This is a genomic window from Pseudomonas sp. ASL7 (assembly GCF_056680375.1).
Genome location: NZ_CM155279.1, coordinates 4,708,891 through 4,725,606 on the forward strand (window position 1 = coordinate 4,708,891; position 16,716 = coordinate 4,725,606).

A 16,716-nucleotide genomic window follows, 5' to 3' on the forward strand; every position below is an offset into this window, starting at 1 on the left:
CTCGAAAGTGACATGCCCTCACACTGATGACTACGAATTCAGCGCACAGTTCTGAAAAGTTGAAATCATTCAGATCTCGTCCTTCAACTTCAGCAAGGGCTCCTGAAACCGGAGTAAACGCCCGGCGTTGCCCAACACCAACAACGTGCTGAAGTTGTGCAACAACGCAGCAATCATCGCCCCTGCCGCGCCGAGCCAGCCGAACGCAGCGAAGGCGACGATTGCCAGCGTCCAACCCAGACCAATGATCACATTGACCTGCAGGGTCTGCCGGCATTGGCGGCTCAAACGCACACACGTCCCGAGCCGGCGCAAGTCACTGCCAATCAGCACGATGTCGGCCGAGGCCAATGCGATATCTGCTCCGCCCGCCCCCATCGCCACGCCGACCACACCAGCCTTAAGGGCCAGCGAATCGTTGATGCCATCGCCCACCACCATCGGCCGGAAGCCACTGCCAATTTCTTTCAGCACGCGATTGAGTTTGTCCTCGGGCAGCGCCTGGGCTTCAACATCGCTGATGCCGACATCCCGGGCCAAGGTGTGAGCGACACTTTGTCGGTCACCCGTCAGCAACAACTGACGTCCCAACCCCAGTTCGCGCAACTCGCTCAAGGCAAAGCGCGCTTCGGGTTTGACGCTGTCGGCCAGCAACAGCCACGCGAGGAATTCACCATTGAGTGCCAGCCCTGCAATCGGCCCATCGTGGTCCGGGACGCTCGACGTGGCGATACCCAACTGCGCGAACAACTCCGGTCGCCCGAGCGCCGCCTCGCCCTGTAGCGTCATTGCCACCACGCCCAAACCCTGACGCTCGTGAATGTCTGAGAGCAGCAGAAAATGTTCCTGACTCACCAACCCCGCGAGTGCGCGGCTAACCGGATGGCTGCTGGCAGAGCCGAGGCTGGCCGCCAGTTTCAGAACTTGACTACGATCCTCCAGCGGGCTGTCGATGGACTGCAATCGCAAGGTGCCGAAGGTCAGGGTTCCCGTCTTGTCGACCACCAGCGAAGTCAGGTCTGCCAACTCTTCGAGGAACGCGGAGCTACGAATCAGAATCCCGTGACGCGCCGCCACGGCCACACCGGCAATCGCCGTGGCCGGTGCCGATAACACCAGCGCACAAGGACAGGCCGCCACCAACACCGCGAGCATCGCCTGGGCATCGTTGGTGATAAACCAGGTCACCGCGGCCAGCAACAACACCAGCACCATGTAGCTGCCCGCATAGCGTTCCAACAAACGCGTGATCGGCGGCTTGGAGCGTTCGGCGCTTTGCATCAGCGCGATGACTTTACCGAGGGTCGATTCGTTACCGGTGCGTGTCACTTCAATGCGCAACAGACCGTCGAGATTGATCGCCCCGCCGAAGACTTGCAAACCGACGCTCGCCTCCATCGGCACCGATTCGCCGGTAATCGAAGCCGTGTCCAGGCTCGCCTGACCGGACAACACCCGACCATCCGCCGGCACCCGATCACCCGCGCGTACCTCAACCTGATCACCCTCCTTGAGTGTGCTGTTGTCGACTTCGACGATGGAGCCGTCTGCCTGAACCTTGCGCGCATTGCTGCGCGTCAGTATGCCCAGCGCGTGAATGGCTTCCTGGGAACCGATCACGCTGCGTTCTTCCAGTACGTGGCCGAAGATCATGATAATCGGCAACAAAGCCGCCGTGAGCAGATCGCCCGTGGCCCAAGCGCCCAGCATGGCGAGAGCGATCAACTGATCGGTGATCCCGTGCAAACTTGGAAAACGCAGGCTGTACCAGGCCGAACGCATGACCGGCACGGCCACCAACACGGAAGCAAACCCCAACAGCAATTGACTGACACCGGTCTGTTCCGGCGACAGCCAGCGCCATATCAGGCCGAGCGCGAGCAAGCCCAGTGCGAGCATCGCCAGCGTCAGTTGGCGGGCGGCGCTGCGTTGTTCAGCCGAGGACAACATGCTCGGTGAGGCGGCGGATTGGGTGGTCATTGTGCTGCTCCCTGAATGATCAGGCGGGAATCGTCTTTCGGATTGACCGTGGTTACCGAGCCGGCCTGGCCGAGGATTTTCGGCATTCGCTCGCGGTAAATGCGCAGCAGCATTTGCGGGTCAGTGCCCTGCTGTTGCGCCTTGGCCAGACTTAACACGGTGGCCGTGTCGGCCGAGGCTTTAGCCAATCGTTCACTCGCCTGTGCATGGGCGACTTGCAGCGCTCGGTCGGCTTGTTCGTTGGCGGTCTGAGTCAGCTTCTCGGCTTCCGTGCGCGCATTGGCCACGGCTTTGTCGGCTTGTTGACTGGCCGTCAGAACAGCGTTGAAAGCATTGACTGCTGGGCCTGGCAGACTCGACTGCACATCGACCCGCGCCACCTCAATGCCGAGCCCCTGCCCGGTCGCCGTCAATTCGGCCAGACGTTGATTGATGCCTTGCACCAAATCGCCACGCAGCCGTTCACGTCTTTCGGCGGCCTGGTTATCGGCACCGAGCAGCTCTGGGCGGGCAACCAAAATGGTGTCCAGGTCGCGCGCAGCGGTGAGCGCCACCGCGCTGCGGGTGACCAATCGATCCAGCGCTGGCAGTACGTGCTCGCCTTGAAGAACGAACGCATAGGGTTCAGTCACCTTGTAGAACACCCGCACATCCAGTTGCACCACACCTGCGTCGCCGGTCAGCAAGTAGCCGGAGCCGGCCAGCGCATCGCTGATCGGCGTAGCAAAACTCGACGCTCGATCGGCCTGCAACGCGGCATCCGAGCGCAGCAGATTTTCCACCCGACGCTCCATCACCCGATCCGCCGCAGGCAGCAAAATCACCTGCTCAAACGGTCGCGGCCACGCCAATAGCAACCCGGCATTCTGAATCCGATCCAGCGCGCCGAAGTGCAACACCACCGCACGATTCTGCGGGTCGATCTGCCGCACATTGGAGACCGCCCACGCCAAAGCTGCCAAAACAGTCACCGCGTACAACGCGAGAAAGGCCAAACGCCCGGCCTGAATCCAGGGGCTGCTTAACTCATTTGTTCCACGTGGAACCAAATTCATGGCCGCGACCCGGACTTACCATCGAGCGTCGGCGGACCGTCGACCAATACCCGAAACGGCGCAGCATCAGTGCGCAAAATCAGTTTTGTACCCGGCGTAACGATGGTGCCCAAGGTGTCGAGGGAGCGCAGCAAGTTGTAGAGCTGCGGCGAGCCGGCATAAGCGCGACCGTAGATCTGCGCGGCTTCGACGCGAGATTGTGCTTCGATGTCCGCCGCTTTTACCGTCGCATCGGCTTGTACGATTCGGGCGTCCCGCTCTGCGGCGGAACGGATTTGCGCCGCTTCACGCTTGCCGATGGCAGTGCGCTCGGTGGCGATTGTTTCACGCTCGGCGCGCATGCGATCGACGGTGGCCGTGAGAGTGACCGAGGGCAATGTCAGTCGCTCAATCCCCACTTGCAGCACGCGCACGCCATAAGTGGTCAACAGCTGCTGATCAATCTGCTGCCGCAACTGTGCTTCAAAATCGGCGATGTGCACCTGATTGGCATCGGTGTTCACCAGGTTGGCCAGATCAAAACTGCTGGCGGTGGTTTCCAGCGCCGAGCCTACAAAAGTGCGAATCTGCCGCGCCGCCTCGTCCGGCTGATTTTGCACCGCGCGCATGAAGCGCTGCACATTGTCCGGATCGCCCTGCACCTGCCAGGCGACATAGGCCTGAACGATGATGCGTAAACCGTCCCGCGTACCCACATCCTGCAAACCGCTGGAGGTAGTGCGCAACCTTAGATCGACGGGTATTGCCGCTTCAAACGGAGCTGGCCAGCGCCAGCCAAGACCTGGCTCCAGCAACACGCGGGATGGATTGCCGAAGCGCGTGATCACCGTGGCCTCCCCCGACCGAACTTGCACCAGGCTTGCCGCCGCGATGGCGAACGCCACCAGCAATGCCGCCCAACCCATGCGTCGCCACGGGAATGGGCCAGCCTCTTGTGGATCGCCGTGGTGATGATGGTGATGGCCGTGGTGATGCCCGCCATGGCTGTGATCGTGACCAGAGTGGTCATCGTGATCGTGAGTATGCGACTGGCTCAATTGGCAACTCCTGGCTGAGCTGTTTTACGCGCAGGCGCAGGGTCAGCCGGCAGCGTAAACGTACGGAGGTCGATGGTCGGCGCATTGCTGCTGCCGCCCAGACGATGGTCGAGAACCAGCAACCTGGCGTTGGCCAGGCCCTGGGAAAGCTGGCTGAAGTATTGCTCCAGCACAAAAGCCTGGCCGGCGCTGGCGTAGGCCTTTTGTTCGGCGCTGAAGCGCAGGTCTGCCGCTTGGGCCGTGGCGTTGATTTCCCGGGCGCTGGCCGTCGCTTGATCACGGGCGATGCTGGCTTGCAACTGCGCCTGATTGGTGGCCTCCGCCGCCGCCCCGCGCTCGCGGGAGATCAAGGCTTGGGCGCCAATCTGTGCCGCCTGCACGCCGTGATAAGCATTGGCCGCACCGGCGGGTGGGTGAATGGCCTCGACCACGGTGGCGAGAATTTCTACGCCGCTGTCGAGTTTGTTCAGGTCCGTCTGCACCGCGCGGCCGATCTCCTCAGCCAGCCCTACCCTGTCCTCGCCGAGCAAGCCGTCGAGGGTGCGCGAGGCAAAGTCGTGAACCAGAATCCGGCTGGCAGTGCTGCGAATCAGCGTTGGCACGTCGGCGCTGTTGTACGTTGCCGCCATCGCCGCCTGATCAGTCAGACCAATGCGGTAGACGAAACGCACGTCCATGTTGACGATCTGGAAGCTCTGCTTGTCGGCACGGCTACTGGCGATGACTTGGGATTTGTCGTTCACATGGCTCGCGTCCCACAAGCGATTGGCAATTTCCGGCGCCGGGCCTTCTGCCGGTTCGGCAATGGTCGGTACCGTCGCTTCGCCGACACTGGTGGCCAATTCGTGGACCACGCCATTCTCGACGCTCAGCACTCGGCCCAGCGGCCATGGCAAACCCGCGTGCAAACCGGGGCCGAACACTTCCACCGGTTTACCGAAACGCTCATAGATCCCCCGCCCTTGCAGCGGCACTTCGTGAATACCGGTGAGCGACCAGCCGACAATCGACACCACAGCCAGTACCGGCAGGAACGCTCGGCGCATGTAAGTGAAGGCCCAGATCTGCCGCAAGTCGATGCCGAAGCGATTGTGCAATTCGTGCTGCAATGCCAGAAGTGGCTGGGGCGGCCAGCGCAGCATGTCGGCGACGAAACTTCGCGCCAGCAACGTCGGCTCAAGTTGTTCTCGCCGGGGACTGAACAATGAAAGCACCGCGCGCAACAGCAATTCGACGGCGACCAAGCCTGGCAGCAAGCCGATCAACACGGCCAGACGCACCGGCCAAACCGAAGTTTCGCTACTGAACAACAGACACAAAGCGCTGAGCACCAGGCTAATGATCGCCACACGAGTCAGTTGTGACAACGGTCCTGCTTCCGGCCATTGCGCGAGGTTTTCCTGGGTCAGTTGACGCTCAAGCACCAGCAAACCGAAGGCCAGCAATAACGACAGAGCAGCACCGACACTGGCCGACACGCCCAGCGCGGCGGGCGGCAGCGTGAGGTTCCAGACCTGTTCGACGCCGAACAACGTCAACAGCGCCCAACCACCCAGCCACAACGTGGGGGCACCGATCTGACCCAGCAGGTTCAACCATCGTTGGTTGATCCCCTCCAATAGCCGTTGGTACCCACCCACGGGGACATTGGCTTCAGCAACAACGACTTCCTGCATGACGACAGGATTCATCGCCCTTGCGCGCCATTGGGTAATCCACCAGGCTGATTGCAGGCCGGCAACCAGCACCAGCAAACCGGCGCTCTGATTGACCAACAATGCCGGCCAGAGCGAATGCGGTGCAAATAGCCCGACAAAAAACGCCAGCACCCCGCCTGATACCACGAGAGCGCCCAGGCCAATGGCGAACCTGCGCAATCGCCGCCCTTGAAAAACCGCCTGCTGAAAACGCGGCAGCCCGGCTACTTGCGTCCCATCGACATCGAGATCGACTTGCATACCACCCCAGTGTTTATCGGCTTACATCACAATTCGTTACGATATAACGAAAAAAGTGAAATTTTTATACTAAAAACTTCCATTTAAATGCACTTAACCCCTCGCTTACCTGAACTTGACCGAAATGCTTCAGAATGCACTGATCATGTTCATGATTTTGGCTATGGACTGCGTTTTCCAGTCCAGATGTAGGACCCGCAGAGTCGAATCGATTGACCTATCGCCTTCGCGAGCAGGCTCGCTCCCACATTTGATCTGCGGCGTTAACAAAACCTATGTGGGAGCGAGCCTGCTCGCGAATGAGTCGACTCGGTCTAAAACGGTAAATGTTCGAGCGGCAAAGCCCCCGGCGTTTTCACCGTATGAATCGCAAAATTGCTACGGATGTCACTGACGCCCGGCAGCTTCAGCAATCGCCCGGTGAGAAATCGGTCATAGGCGCGCAAATCCGGCACCACTACTTGCAGCAAAAAATCCGACTCTCCTGACACCAGAAACGCCGAAATTACTTCGGGCAACGCCGTTACGGCCAGGCGGAAGGCTTCCGCCTGTTCATCGTTGTGGCGTTCAACCTTGACCCCGACAAACACGGTCAGACCCAGCCCGACTTCATCGCGATCCAGATTGGCCTGATAGCCGCGAATCACCCCAGCGTCTTCAAGCATCCGTACCCGGCGCAAACATGGCGAAGCCGACAGACCAATCTCCTCAGCCAATTGCACATTGCTGAGGCGACCGTCCCGTTGCAGCGCCGCGAGAATTTTGCGGTCGTAGGCGTCCAATTTCATGGTTTGGCAGATCCTGATGTTTGTGATGCAGATTTGTAGCAGATTATGCCAATCAAGGATGGTTTAGAAGCGAACTACGCAAGCACCTGCCCTGCCCATCAACCCTAGACTGACCGCACCGAATCGACAACGAATGGGGTGCGACATGGCAGGTTTCGGGCTGTTTTTCATGGCGTTGGCGGTGGTCTATCTGTTACCGGGCCCAGACATGATTCTGCTGTTGCAGACCGGTGCCCGCCAAGGCAAAGGCGCCGCGCTGGCGACTGCGGTGGGTCTGGGCATTGCGCGTGGGTGTCATGTAGCACTGGCGGCGTTGGGGCTCGCAGCGTTATTCAAAGCGGCGCCCTGGACCTTCGATGTGGTGCGTCTGGTGGGTGCCGCGTACCTGTTGTGGATCGGCATTCAATGCCTGCGAACCACGCTGCTGCCAACTCTGAACAACACCGAAGCTCCCCCCGGTAAACCGCACTGGCGCGAAGCGATCCAGCGCGGTTTGCTGACCAACCTGCTCAACCCGAAAGCGCTGCTGTTCTGCTCGGTGCTGCTGCCGCAATTCATCGATCCGCACGCGGGGCCGGTGCTCGCGCAATTCGCGACCTTGGGCGTGGTGCTGGTGGGCGTAGGATTGTTGTTCGACAGCGCGTATGCATTGGTGGGCGCCGCACTTGGCCGTTGGCTGCAACGCAGTCCCTCGGCCCAACGCTTGCAGCAGTGGTTGTTCGGTAGCCTGTTGATTGGTTTCGCGGTGCGGCTGACGTTTGTTCAACAGGCGTAAGCCTTACTGCACTTTTTTCCGGCGACGGTTGATCAGCAACAAAGCCGCTGCCGTGACTACGATCACTGCGCCGAATTGCAACGGCTGCTTGTAGGGCCGCAGTTGCGATCGCAGGGCGTCGGTGACTTGGGTCACATAGCGCTTGTCGGTGTTCCGAAAGTCCGGTTCCTGGCATTGATGACCGAAATCGCCAGCCCAGACCACGAAGGGGCCTTCCTCGACATAACGACGATAAAACGCGCTTTGTTCTTTCAGACTGGTCCCCCATGACGAAGCCTTGCACAGCACCGAGGCAAAAGCCTGACTGCTGTGGGGTAGATGATCGGCAGCCTTGCTCGCCAGGGCTGTGGCCACAAAACGGTAATGAAAACGCTCGTCAGGTTGCGCCACGGTGGCGTGCTGGCGCTGCACTTCATCCGCCGATATCAGCGGTCCGACCTGGAGTTCTGGAGTTTCAAAGCTGTAATTACCACCCAAGCTCGCGTAATCCGGCGCCATCTCATAACCCAACAGTTCCATCCCGTCGTAACGGGCTAATGTTGCGGCGTAGTAGTAAGCGAATGCTCGTTTGGTCGGCCACCATTTCGATTCGGCGTCGCGGCGCAACTCTCCGTACCACTTGGCCTTGGCCTGCAATTCGACACTATCGAAATACCCCGGCGCTTGATCGTAACGCGCTTCGCGCAGCAGACGCCGCCCGAGCAAATCGCGCAATTTCGCCGCCACCGGCAATGGCACGTAGTTATCTCGCTCCTGCTGGGTCAGCGGTGGCGGTGCCGGCACCTGGGTATCGACGTAGTGCTTGAGCTCATCGACGGTCAGCACCCGTTCGGCTACGGTGGCGGCGTCGAACCAGTAGATGCCGTTGCTGCGGTAAAGCTGATCGAACGCTTGCAGGTAATCACCGCGCTGCAGGGCGAGGATCGCGCTTTCGCCCTCGACCCGGCACTTGGGCTGCAACGTTTCGAAATCCCACTCTGGCGTCCGTCGCTCACCCCACGACTCATTCTGCGGGAAAGCCTGGGCAGCCTTGGCATACGCTGCTGCTGCGGCGATTTTATCGCCGTCGCGCATCGCCAGTTTTGCCCGTAGCCACCACGCAAGACCGCCATCGCCCGCGTGTTCAAGAAATGCTTTGGTGCTGGCGTAGTCCCCCTGTTGATAACTCACCGCCGCCAGACGATCCGCATTATCCAGGCTACCGCGTGTGCTGTTTTGCAGCTGTGTGATCAGTTTCAATTCGTTCGGTGGTTGTTCACCAAATGACCAGCCCAGTCGGCTGATCAATGACGCTGTCACAAGCTGCTGCACCGGTTTGCCCTTGAGCAACCCGGCCAGTTGATCCTCAGGCATCGCTGCCAGATCGGCCATCAATAGCTTCAGCGAGGTATAGCCCACCGCCGAACCGTGGAGGTTTTGCGTGGCGTAGAGGTCGATGGCGCTGTTCCAGTCGCCCGCGGTGCGTGCAACGCGAGCCTCTTCGCCGAGGCTGGCGACGCCCAGTTCCAAGGGGTCGCTGAAGCCTTCGATGCTCAGCTGGCGAGTCTGCTCAAAGGCTTTGCGAGACTGATCCAGCAAGTCGGGGCCAGCGTCCGCTTCAGAACTCATGGCAAACAGCGCCCGGCCCAATGAATAAGCGGCCCAAGTGCTGCGCAATGTGCGTTGATCTGCCGGCAACGCCAGCACTTTCTGGAAGTACTCGGCCGCAAGCCCATGATCACCGGCAGCAAACGCCACGGCACCCGCCAGATAAAGCTTGAGCTCCGCCGGCAGATTCGCAGCCTGAATCTCGACCTGATGGGCGTCAGTAAGGCTGCGCAGCTGTTTCACCAGCGCTTGCTGCTCAGCCGTCAAGCCGGCCTGCTCAGCGTTGCTGCGTTGTTCTGCGTAGTCGGGCGTTTCCATGCTGTAGGCGGCTGGGGTGATGTTTTTCAAGCCGGCGATGGCATGCCCGAGGCGATTGATCTCGACATTGAAGTTGCCCTCCGGCAGCTCCGCCAGTGACTGACCTCGATTGTCGAGCAGACGCATGGGGAAATCCGGCCCACAGGCCAACGCCGAACCCAGCGGCAAACTGAGGCTCAGGCAGAGCACATGACGGGGCCAGTTACGGGTGAACATTCGAACCTCCTTGATCAATATGTGCGCAGCGCGCCCAACCGATGGCGCGCTGCCCGCCGGCCGGCAGGCGTCCGTCGCGCAGGCGGGTGAAGGTAAGCAGATCCGGGGTTTGTTGCAACGCATAACCCGCCAGGGCATCGGCGCCATCACAGCTCTGGACCGCGAGGGTCAGACGCTCGGGCCATGCGGTGTCGAGATTGCCCTGGTTGCTGATGCTGATATCAAACAGTCCTTCCTTCTGCGAAAGCTTCAATGTCAGGCGACTGTCCAGCGCATCGCCCCGAGCGACCGCACGCAGCGTCGTCAGGCTCCAGGCCCGGCGATCATTGGCCAACGGTAGTCGAAACCAAATCAGGCCGGCCAGATGAGCCGGCGGATCATTGCGCAACTCGGCACCGAGCGTGCTCAATGGCTGCGGGTCAGCCATTAATTCCCGGCGCTGTCCGCCACGCTCAAGGGGCGCTTCGCTCTCCACAACAGGAGCGTCGCCGGCACCCGGTAACAGCGCCACGCCATAGGCCGGCAGCGCCAAATAAAAGGGTTTCGAAGTAATGCGGCTCCAGGCCTTCACCCACTTTCTGGCCTGATCCGCATCAAACAAGCCGCGACGCGGATCGCTCACCGCGTGCACTTGCAACACGCTGCTGTCGACTATGGATAACAGCGCCGGCAATTCGGGACTGTCGAGCCAGGCCGGCAATGCGGTAATGCTCAGCGGCAGAGATGCCGGCAGGACGGTGCGCAAATGTGTAAGAAATTGGTGGTAAGCCGGTAGCCGAGCGCTACCCGCATCGTGGTCAATTTCCACGCCTGAGAGGATGAGCCCCTGCCCTTGCCAATCATTGAGCACTTGCTGAATCTGCGCAGTGACATCGTCCTGATCCAGCGACTTGAGCTGGCCATCGAGGCGAATCACCGCAATCAGTGGTCGACCATCACGCTTGAGTAATGCCGGGTCGATCCGCGCCCGATGCCAACCGGCCTGAGGGAATGCCTGCAAGGCCAGCACTCGCAGGGTCGAAAAGTCGGCGTGGCTGTCCTTGAGTGCGGCTTCGTGAGCCGGCGTCCATTGACGTTGCCAGACGTAGAGCTGCTGATCGAGCGGCGGCGCGTCCTGTCGTTCGCATCCGTTGAGCAGTACTAACACCGCCAGCAATGCCGACAGACGAACCAAAAAACACATAAAAATCCTTAAGCCGAATCAGATCCTTGTAGCAGCTGCCGAGCCTGCGAGGCTGCGTCCGGCTGCGAAGCAGTCGTAAAAACATACGCCGCGATCTATCAGATAAACCGTGTACTAGGAGTTTACGACTGCTTCGCAGCCGGACGCAGCCTCGCAGGCTCGGCAGCTGCTACAGGTCGAGCACCAAAGGCTGCGACCCCTGTGCCGGAATCGCACAACAAATCAGGGCATATCCGTCGTCCGGCACGTCCGCTGGCGGCTGTGGATAATTCACCTGGCCGCTGATCAACCGCGTTTTGCAGGTTCCGCAGGAACCGCCGCGACAACTGAATTCCGGTCGCAATCCACGGCTTTCCGCCAACTCCAGCAAACTGCCGCCGTCGGGTTGCCAGCGAGCTTCTTTGCCCGAGCGCTCGAATACCACCGGCACTGGAATGGTAGCGGCCGGGGCTTGCTCGATGACTATCGCATCGGGATCAGGCTGGCGATGCAAGGTAGATGGACCGAAGGTTTCGGCGTGTATCCGTGAATCACGGATATCCAGTTCCCGAAGGCTGTCGTACAGCCCTTGGGTAAAACTTCCCGGGCCACAGAGGACAAAATCCAGCTGGTCGTAGTCCTCGACTTCAAGAATGGTCTTGAGCAATGCGGTGTCGATGCGTCCGGTCAGGTCGAAATCTTCGCCCTCCAGTGCCCCGGGCTCCGGCTGACTGAGTAAACGCAGCACTCTCACTGCGCCACCGGCGCCCTCGATCAGGCGATCCAGTTCAGGACGAAATACTTGATCGGCCAGCGTGCGCGAACTCTGGAAAAACCAGGTAGGCCGAATGTACCGGGTGCGCAAGCCTTGATACACCACCTCTCGCACCATCGACAGCAACGGCGTAATGCCTACACCCGCCGCCAACAATACCAACGGTCGACGTTCATGCGGTGCCACGGTGAAGTGCCCTTGAGGCGCGCGGGCTTCCAACAGATCACCCACGCGAACCTGTTGATGCAGGTGCGAAGACACAAGCCCTTCACGCTTCACACTGATACGGAAAAAATCATCCGAGGGTGCGCTCGATAAACTGTAAGTGCGGATATGCACATCGCCGCCAATGTTGAACCGCAGCGGCAAATGCTGCCCGGCCTGAAACACCGGCATCCCGGCACCGTCGGCAGGCTCCAGATAGATCGAGTGGATGTTGTGGCTTTCCGTTTCGATGCGCACGACCCGCAGCGGCCGCCATTGATCGCCCAATGCTTTAGCTTGCAGCCGAGCGTTGGCCTGTTGCCAGGTGCCGGTGAGCAAACTGGTCGGTGACATGCCGTCGAAGCGCCAACGCAAACCAAGGGCGGCGGGCCGACGCACCACGCGTTCTACCTCTAACGTCCACAAGCGCTCAGCCCCTTGAAACGCTTCGACCTGTGGGCCTTCAAGAATGACTTCGGTGCGACCGCTGAGGTGCAACAGGTCTCCCGAATTGAAATCGATAAACAGCAAACCGGCCCGAGGATTGAGCAGCAAGTTGCCTAAGGTGTTGAAGAACAGGTTGCCGGCAAAATCCGGAATGGTCAGGCGATTACCGTCTACCTGTACGAAACCGACTTGACCGCCACGGTGTGAAACGTCCACTGAACGCTGGCCATCGACGTCCACGTAGCTGGCGACAAACAAGGTGTCGGCTCCAGCGATCATCGACCGGGCGGCTTCATCCAGTTCGCTGAGGTGCTGCGCGAGGCGTGTCGCAGGGTCCGCCAGCGGCACCGAGCGAAACTGGCGTAACTGGATGTATTGCGGGCAATTGCCGAAAGACTGTTCCACCGTCACGCCGAAACCGCTTGCCGTCAGAGCGCCTATCCGCCCGTTGAGGCGGTTACGGCGGCGTGTGTGCAGCTCGATTCCCAACAGACCGATCGCCGCACCCTCCGTCAATTGCGCAGGGTCATCGGCGCCTGGCAGGATGTTGAATTGCAGCAGACCGGGTTCGGGCGATTGAGAGAAGCCTGGCGGCCCTTCAAGAATACTGGCCCATGGATTGCCGTCGGCATCCACCGCGCCGTACAGGATGAACGGCAATTGCTCATAGAACTGGCGATGCTGGTCCGGCATTTCACGGCGAATGGCCCTACGACCGAGCACCTCCATTCGCTCGGCAACACCTACGTGTGTCTGCAGTTGTTTTTCGCCAGCGTGCCAAGGTGAACGGTCCATAACGGCTTCTCCCCTGCGCCATTCGCGCAGTATGAACGGCCAGCATCAGGCAGTTGTTTGCAGGCCGGCGACGGTACGCGGCATGCCGACAAACCCTGGCAAGGCTTCGATGCGCGCCAGCCACGCCCTAATGTTGGCGTAGTCCTCAAGCGACACATTGCCTTCCGGCGCATGGGCGATGTAGCTGTAGGCCGCGACGTCGGCGATGGTCGGCTCGCTGCCGGCAAGATAAGCCGTATTGGCCAGTTCGTGATCGACCACTTTGAGCAAGGCGTGGGAATACGCAATCACTTCTTCAGCGTTGTAAGGCCCACCAAACACAGTGATCAGCCGAGCTCTGGCAGGGCCAAAGGCAATCGGACCCGCGGCGACCGACAACCAGCGTTGAACCTTGGCGGCGCCGACCGGATCGTCTGGTAGCCAGCGACCGTTGCCATACTTTTTCGCCAGATAAACCAGAATCGCGTTGGAATCCGCCAGCACTACGCCTTGATCATCAATAACCGGTACCTGACCGAAAGCATTGATTGCCAGGAAGTCCGGCTGTTTGTGCTCGCCCTTGACCAGATCGACGAAGATCAATTCGGTCGGCAGTTGCAGCAGCGACAACATAAGCTCCACACGGTGGGCATGACCGGAACGTGGGAAGTTGTAGAGTTTGATCGCTTGCATGGGGTCGACTCCGCTGGTTAGTGGCGCTGCTCAGGAGGGATCAGCGCCGATGGCAGCTATATTCCACCACGCCTGAAAACAACAGAATAACCAACAAATGCAATCCATTATTTCAGTTAGCGCAATAACCCTTCAGTGCTGCAAATCCGGATGTTCGCGCAGGGCTGTCACCGCAAAATCCACAAAACTGCGAATCCTCGCCGGCGCCTTGCGCCCACCCTGGTACACCACATGGATGGGCAATGGCGGCAGTTCAAAGTCAGCCAGGATGATCTCCAACTCGCCAGCCGCGACTTTGCTCGCCACCTGGTAAGACAGAACCCGAGTGAATCCCAGCCCGAGGCAAGCCGCAGTGATGGCCGCCTGATTCGCCGTCACCACCAAGCGCGGTTCTGGTCGAACGCTCAGTGGCTCCCCCGCCTCCAGAAATGGCCAGTTTCTCAACTGACCGATGGAAGAGGTCGCGATAACCGGAGCCTGCGCCAGATCCTGTGGATGTCGAGGCCGCCCATGAATGGCCAGAAACCCCGGTGACCCACAGACCACCCGTCGCACTTCACCGACATAAACCGCATGCTGATTGCTGTCAGGCAGCTCACCGATGCGTACCGCCACATCGATGCCCTCCTCGACCATGCTCACCACTCGGTCAACCAGCAAACCGTTGATGCTGACTTCAGGGAATTGAGTCAGGTAATTCACCATCAAGGGGGTGATAAACAGCTCACCAAACAACACAGGCGCGGTGATTGTCAGTTGCCCACGCGGATGAGCGTGGCTGCCGGCAGCCGAATCTTCTGCTTCCTGCACCTCAGCGAGAATCCGCCGACAGTCTTCGAGAAAACGCTGGCCCGCCTCGCTCAAATGCACGCTGCGGGTCGTGCGCGTCAGCAACAGTGTGCCGATGCGCTTCTCGAGCGCTGCCACTGCTCGGGTGACGCTGGCCGCCGACATGCCCAAACGCCGCGCCGCCGCCGAGAAGCCCTGCTCTTGGGCGACGGCAGCGAACACCTGCATTTCCTGGAAACGGTCCATGGGCATGCCCTCCCTTCAGATAAAAAAAATCGCAACCGTAGGCTGCGATTTTTTATGTTTCGATCACCTGTGGATAACTTATTCCACCGTCACCGACTTCGCCAGGTTCCGCGGCTGATCGACGTCGGTACCTTTCAATACGGCCACGTAGTACGAGAGCAACTGCAACGGAATGGTGTAGAGGATCGGCGACAGGATGTCGTGGATGTGCGGCATGTTCACCACGTGCGTGCCTTCGCCATTGGTCATGCCGGCCTGCTCGTCTGCGAAGACGATCAGCTCGCCGCCACGGGCGCGGACTTCCTGGAGGTTGGACTTCAACTTCTCCAGTAGCTCGTTGTTCGGCGCCACAGTCACCACGGGCATGTCGTTATCTACAAGTGCCAACGGGCCGTGTTTCAGCTCGCCGGCCGGATAGGCTTCGGCATGGATGTAGGAAATTTCCTTGAGCTTGAGTGCCCCTTCCATCGCCACCGGGAATTGCGCACCGCGACCGAGGAACAGGGTGTGGTTCTTCTCAGCGAACAGCTCGGCGATTTTCTCGACGGTGCCGTCCATCGCCAAGGCTTCACCCAGGCGGGTTGGCAGACGACGCAGTTCTTCGACCAGGGTGGCTTCGACGCCTTTGGCCAACGTACCGCGAACTTGACCCAGGGACAGGGTCAATAACAACAGGCCGACTAATTGGGTCGTGAAGGCTTTGGTCGAGGCCACGCCGATTTCGCGACCGGCCTGGGTTAACAGGGTCAGGTCGGATTCACGCACCAACGAGCTGATGCCGACGTTGCAGATTGCCAGGCTGGCGAGGAACCCCAATTCCTTGGCATTGCGCAGGGCTGCCAGGGTATCAGCGGTTTCACCGGACTGGGAAATGGTCACGAACAAGGTATCAGGTTGCACGACGACCTTGCGGTAGCGGAATTCGCTGGCGACTTCGACCTGGCAAGGAATGCCGGCCAGTTCTTCGAGCCAATAACGGGCAACCATGCCGGCGTGGTAACTGGTGCCACAGGCGACGATCTGCACGTTGCGCACCTTGGCGAACAGCTCGGCTGCCTGTGGACCGAAAGCCTGCACCAGCACGCCACTCGGACTCAGGCGACCTTCCAGGGTGCGCTGCACCACAGTAGGTTGCTCGTGGATTTCCTTGAGCATGAAGTGGCGGAATTCGCCCTTTTCCGCGGCTTCGGCACCGTCGCGGTACTGCACCGCCTCGCGCTCAACCTGTTGGCCATTGACGTCCCAGATTTTAACGCTGTCCCGGCGAATTTCGGCGATGTCACCTTCTTCAAGGTACATGAAACGGTCAGTAACCTGACGCAGGGCCAACTGGTCGGAAGCCAGGAAATTTTCCCCCAGTCCCAGACCAATCACCAGCGGGCTGCCACTGCGTGCGGCAACCAGACGATCCGGTTGCTGAGCGCTGATGACGGCCAAGCCGTAAGCACCGTGCAATTCTTTAACGGTAGCCTTGAGCGCCACGGTCAGATCACGCAGGTCCTTGAGTTTATGGTCCAGAAGGTGGGCGATGACTTCAGTGTCGGTGTCCGAGGTGAACTCGTAACCCAAGGCGGTCAATTGTTCGCGCAGGGCTTCGTGGTTCTCGATGATGCCGTTGTGTACGACCGCCAGATCACGGGAGAAATGCGGGTGCGCGTTGCGCTCTGACGGGGCGCCGTGAGTGGCCCAACGGGTATGGGCGATACCGAGGCGACCGACCAACGGCTGTGCGGCCAGCGCTTGTTCCAGCTCACTGACTTTGCCTGGGCGACGCATGCGTTCAAGCGTTGCGTCGTTGCTGAGGATCGCCACACCCGCGCTGTCATAACCTCGGTATTCGAGGCGCTTCAGACCTTCGAGCAGGATGGCGGTGATATTACGTTCTGCGACCGCGCCGACAATTCCACACATG

General features: G+C 60.0%; 12 protein-coding genes. 1 reads left to right on the top strand and 11 read right to left on the bottom strand.

Annotation, left to right across the window (positions count from 1 at the left end):
* Positions 1 to 69: 69 nt before the first annotated feature.
* The 5 genes from AC1MDT_RS21850 to AC1MDT_RS21870 form a co-directional block, all read right to left on the bottom strand.
* A complete protein-coding gene (locus tag AC1MDT_RS21850) occupies positions 70 to 1,980 on the bottom strand; it encodes a heavy metal translocating P-type ATPase (RefSeq protein ID WP_480418904.1) in 1,911 nt (636 codons plus the stop codon).
* Positions 1,977 to 3,035, bottom strand: coding sequence for a protease modulator HflK (gene hflK / locus AC1MDT_RS21855; protein ID WP_480418905.1), 1,059 nt, complete (start codon positions 3,033 to 3,035; stop codon positions 1,977 to 1,979). Before hflK (AC1MDT_RS21855) ends, AC1MDT_RS21850 begins: the two co-directional genes overlap by 4 nt.
* Positions 3,032 to 4,072 (bottom strand): protease modulator HflC, encoded by a 1,041-nt coding sequence (gene hflC, locus AC1MDT_RS21860; protein WP_480418906.1) that lies wholly within the window; start codon positions 4,070 to 4,072, stop codon positions 3,032 to 3,034. Before hflC ends, hflK (AC1MDT_RS21855) begins: the two co-directional genes overlap by 4 nt.
* On the bottom strand, positions 4,069 to 6,030 hold the full coding sequence (gene hflK, locus AC1MDT_RS21865; protein ID WP_480418907.1) for a protease modulator HflK: 1,962 nt from the start codon (positions 6,028 to 6,030) through the stop codon (positions 4,069 to 4,071). The genes hflC and hflK (AC1MDT_RS21865) overlap by 4 nt, the downstream gene beginning before the upstream one ends.
* A 314-nt stretch (positions 6,031 to 6,344) precedes the next feature.
* Positions 6,345 to 6,818 (bottom strand): Lrp/AsnC family transcriptional regulator, encoded by a 474-nt coding sequence (locus tag AC1MDT_RS21870; RefSeq protein WP_480418908.1) that lies wholly within the window; start codon positions 6,816 to 6,818, stop codon positions 6,345 to 6,347.
* 145 nt (positions 6,819 to 6,963) lie between these two features.
* Here AC1MDT_RS21870 and AC1MDT_RS21875 point away from each other — a divergent pair, with 145 nt between their 5' ends.
* Positions 6,964 to 7,593 carry a LysE family translocator gene (locus AC1MDT_RS21875; protein ID WP_480418909.1) on the top strand — a complete coding sequence of 210 codons (630 nt, stop codon included), beginning with the start codon at positions 6,964 to 6,966 and terminating at the stop codon, positions 7,591 to 7,593.
* 3 nt (positions 7,594 to 7,596) lie between these two features.
* Here the strand turns inward: AC1MDT_RS21875 and AC1MDT_RS21880 are convergent, their stop codons facing one another.
* The 6 genes from AC1MDT_RS21880 to glmS all read right to left on the bottom strand — a co-directional run bounded on the left by AC1MDT_RS21880 (position 7,597) and on the right by glmS (position 16,715).
* Positions 7,597 to 9,714, bottom strand: coding sequence for a hypothetical protein (locus AC1MDT_RS21880; RefSeq protein ID WP_480418910.1), 2,118 nt, complete (start codon positions 9,712 to 9,714; stop codon positions 7,597 to 7,599).
* Positions 9,701 to 10,897 carry a DUF3142 domain-containing protein gene (locus AC1MDT_RS21885; RefSeq protein ID WP_480418911.1) on the bottom strand — a complete coding sequence of 399 codons (1,197 nt, stop codon included), beginning with the start codon at positions 10,895 to 10,897 and terminating at the stop codon, positions 9,701 to 9,703. Before AC1MDT_RS21885 ends, AC1MDT_RS21880 begins: the two co-directional genes overlap by 14 nt.
* Before the next feature lie 169 nt (positions 10,898 to 11,066).
* A complete protein-coding gene (locus AC1MDT_RS21890) occupies positions 11,067 to 13,097 on the bottom strand; it encodes a 2Fe-2S iron-sulfur cluster-binding protein (RefSeq protein WP_480418912.1) in 2,031 nt (676 codons plus the stop codon).
* Between the two features lie 45 nt (positions 13,098 to 13,142).
* Positions 13,143 to 13,769, bottom strand: a complete 627-nt coding sequence (locus AC1MDT_RS21895) for a glutathione S-transferase family protein (RefSeq protein ID WP_480418913.1) — start codon at positions 13,767 to 13,769, stop codon at positions 13,143 to 13,145.
* Between the two features lie 132 nt (positions 13,770 to 13,901).
* Positions 13,902 to 14,804 carry a LysR family transcriptional regulator gene (locus AC1MDT_RS21900; RefSeq protein ID WP_480418914.1) on the bottom strand — a complete coding sequence of 301 codons (903 nt, stop codon included), beginning with the start codon at positions 14,802 to 14,804 and terminating at the stop codon, positions 13,902 to 13,904.
* A 78-nt stretch (positions 14,805 to 14,882) separates the two neighbouring features.
* Entirely contained in the window at positions 14,883 to 16,715 is a 1,833-nt protein-coding gene (gene glmS / locus AC1MDT_RS21905) for a glutamine--fructose-6-phosphate transaminase (isomerizing) (protein WP_480418915.1), read from the bottom strand.
* Position 16,716 lies beyond the last annotated feature (1 nt).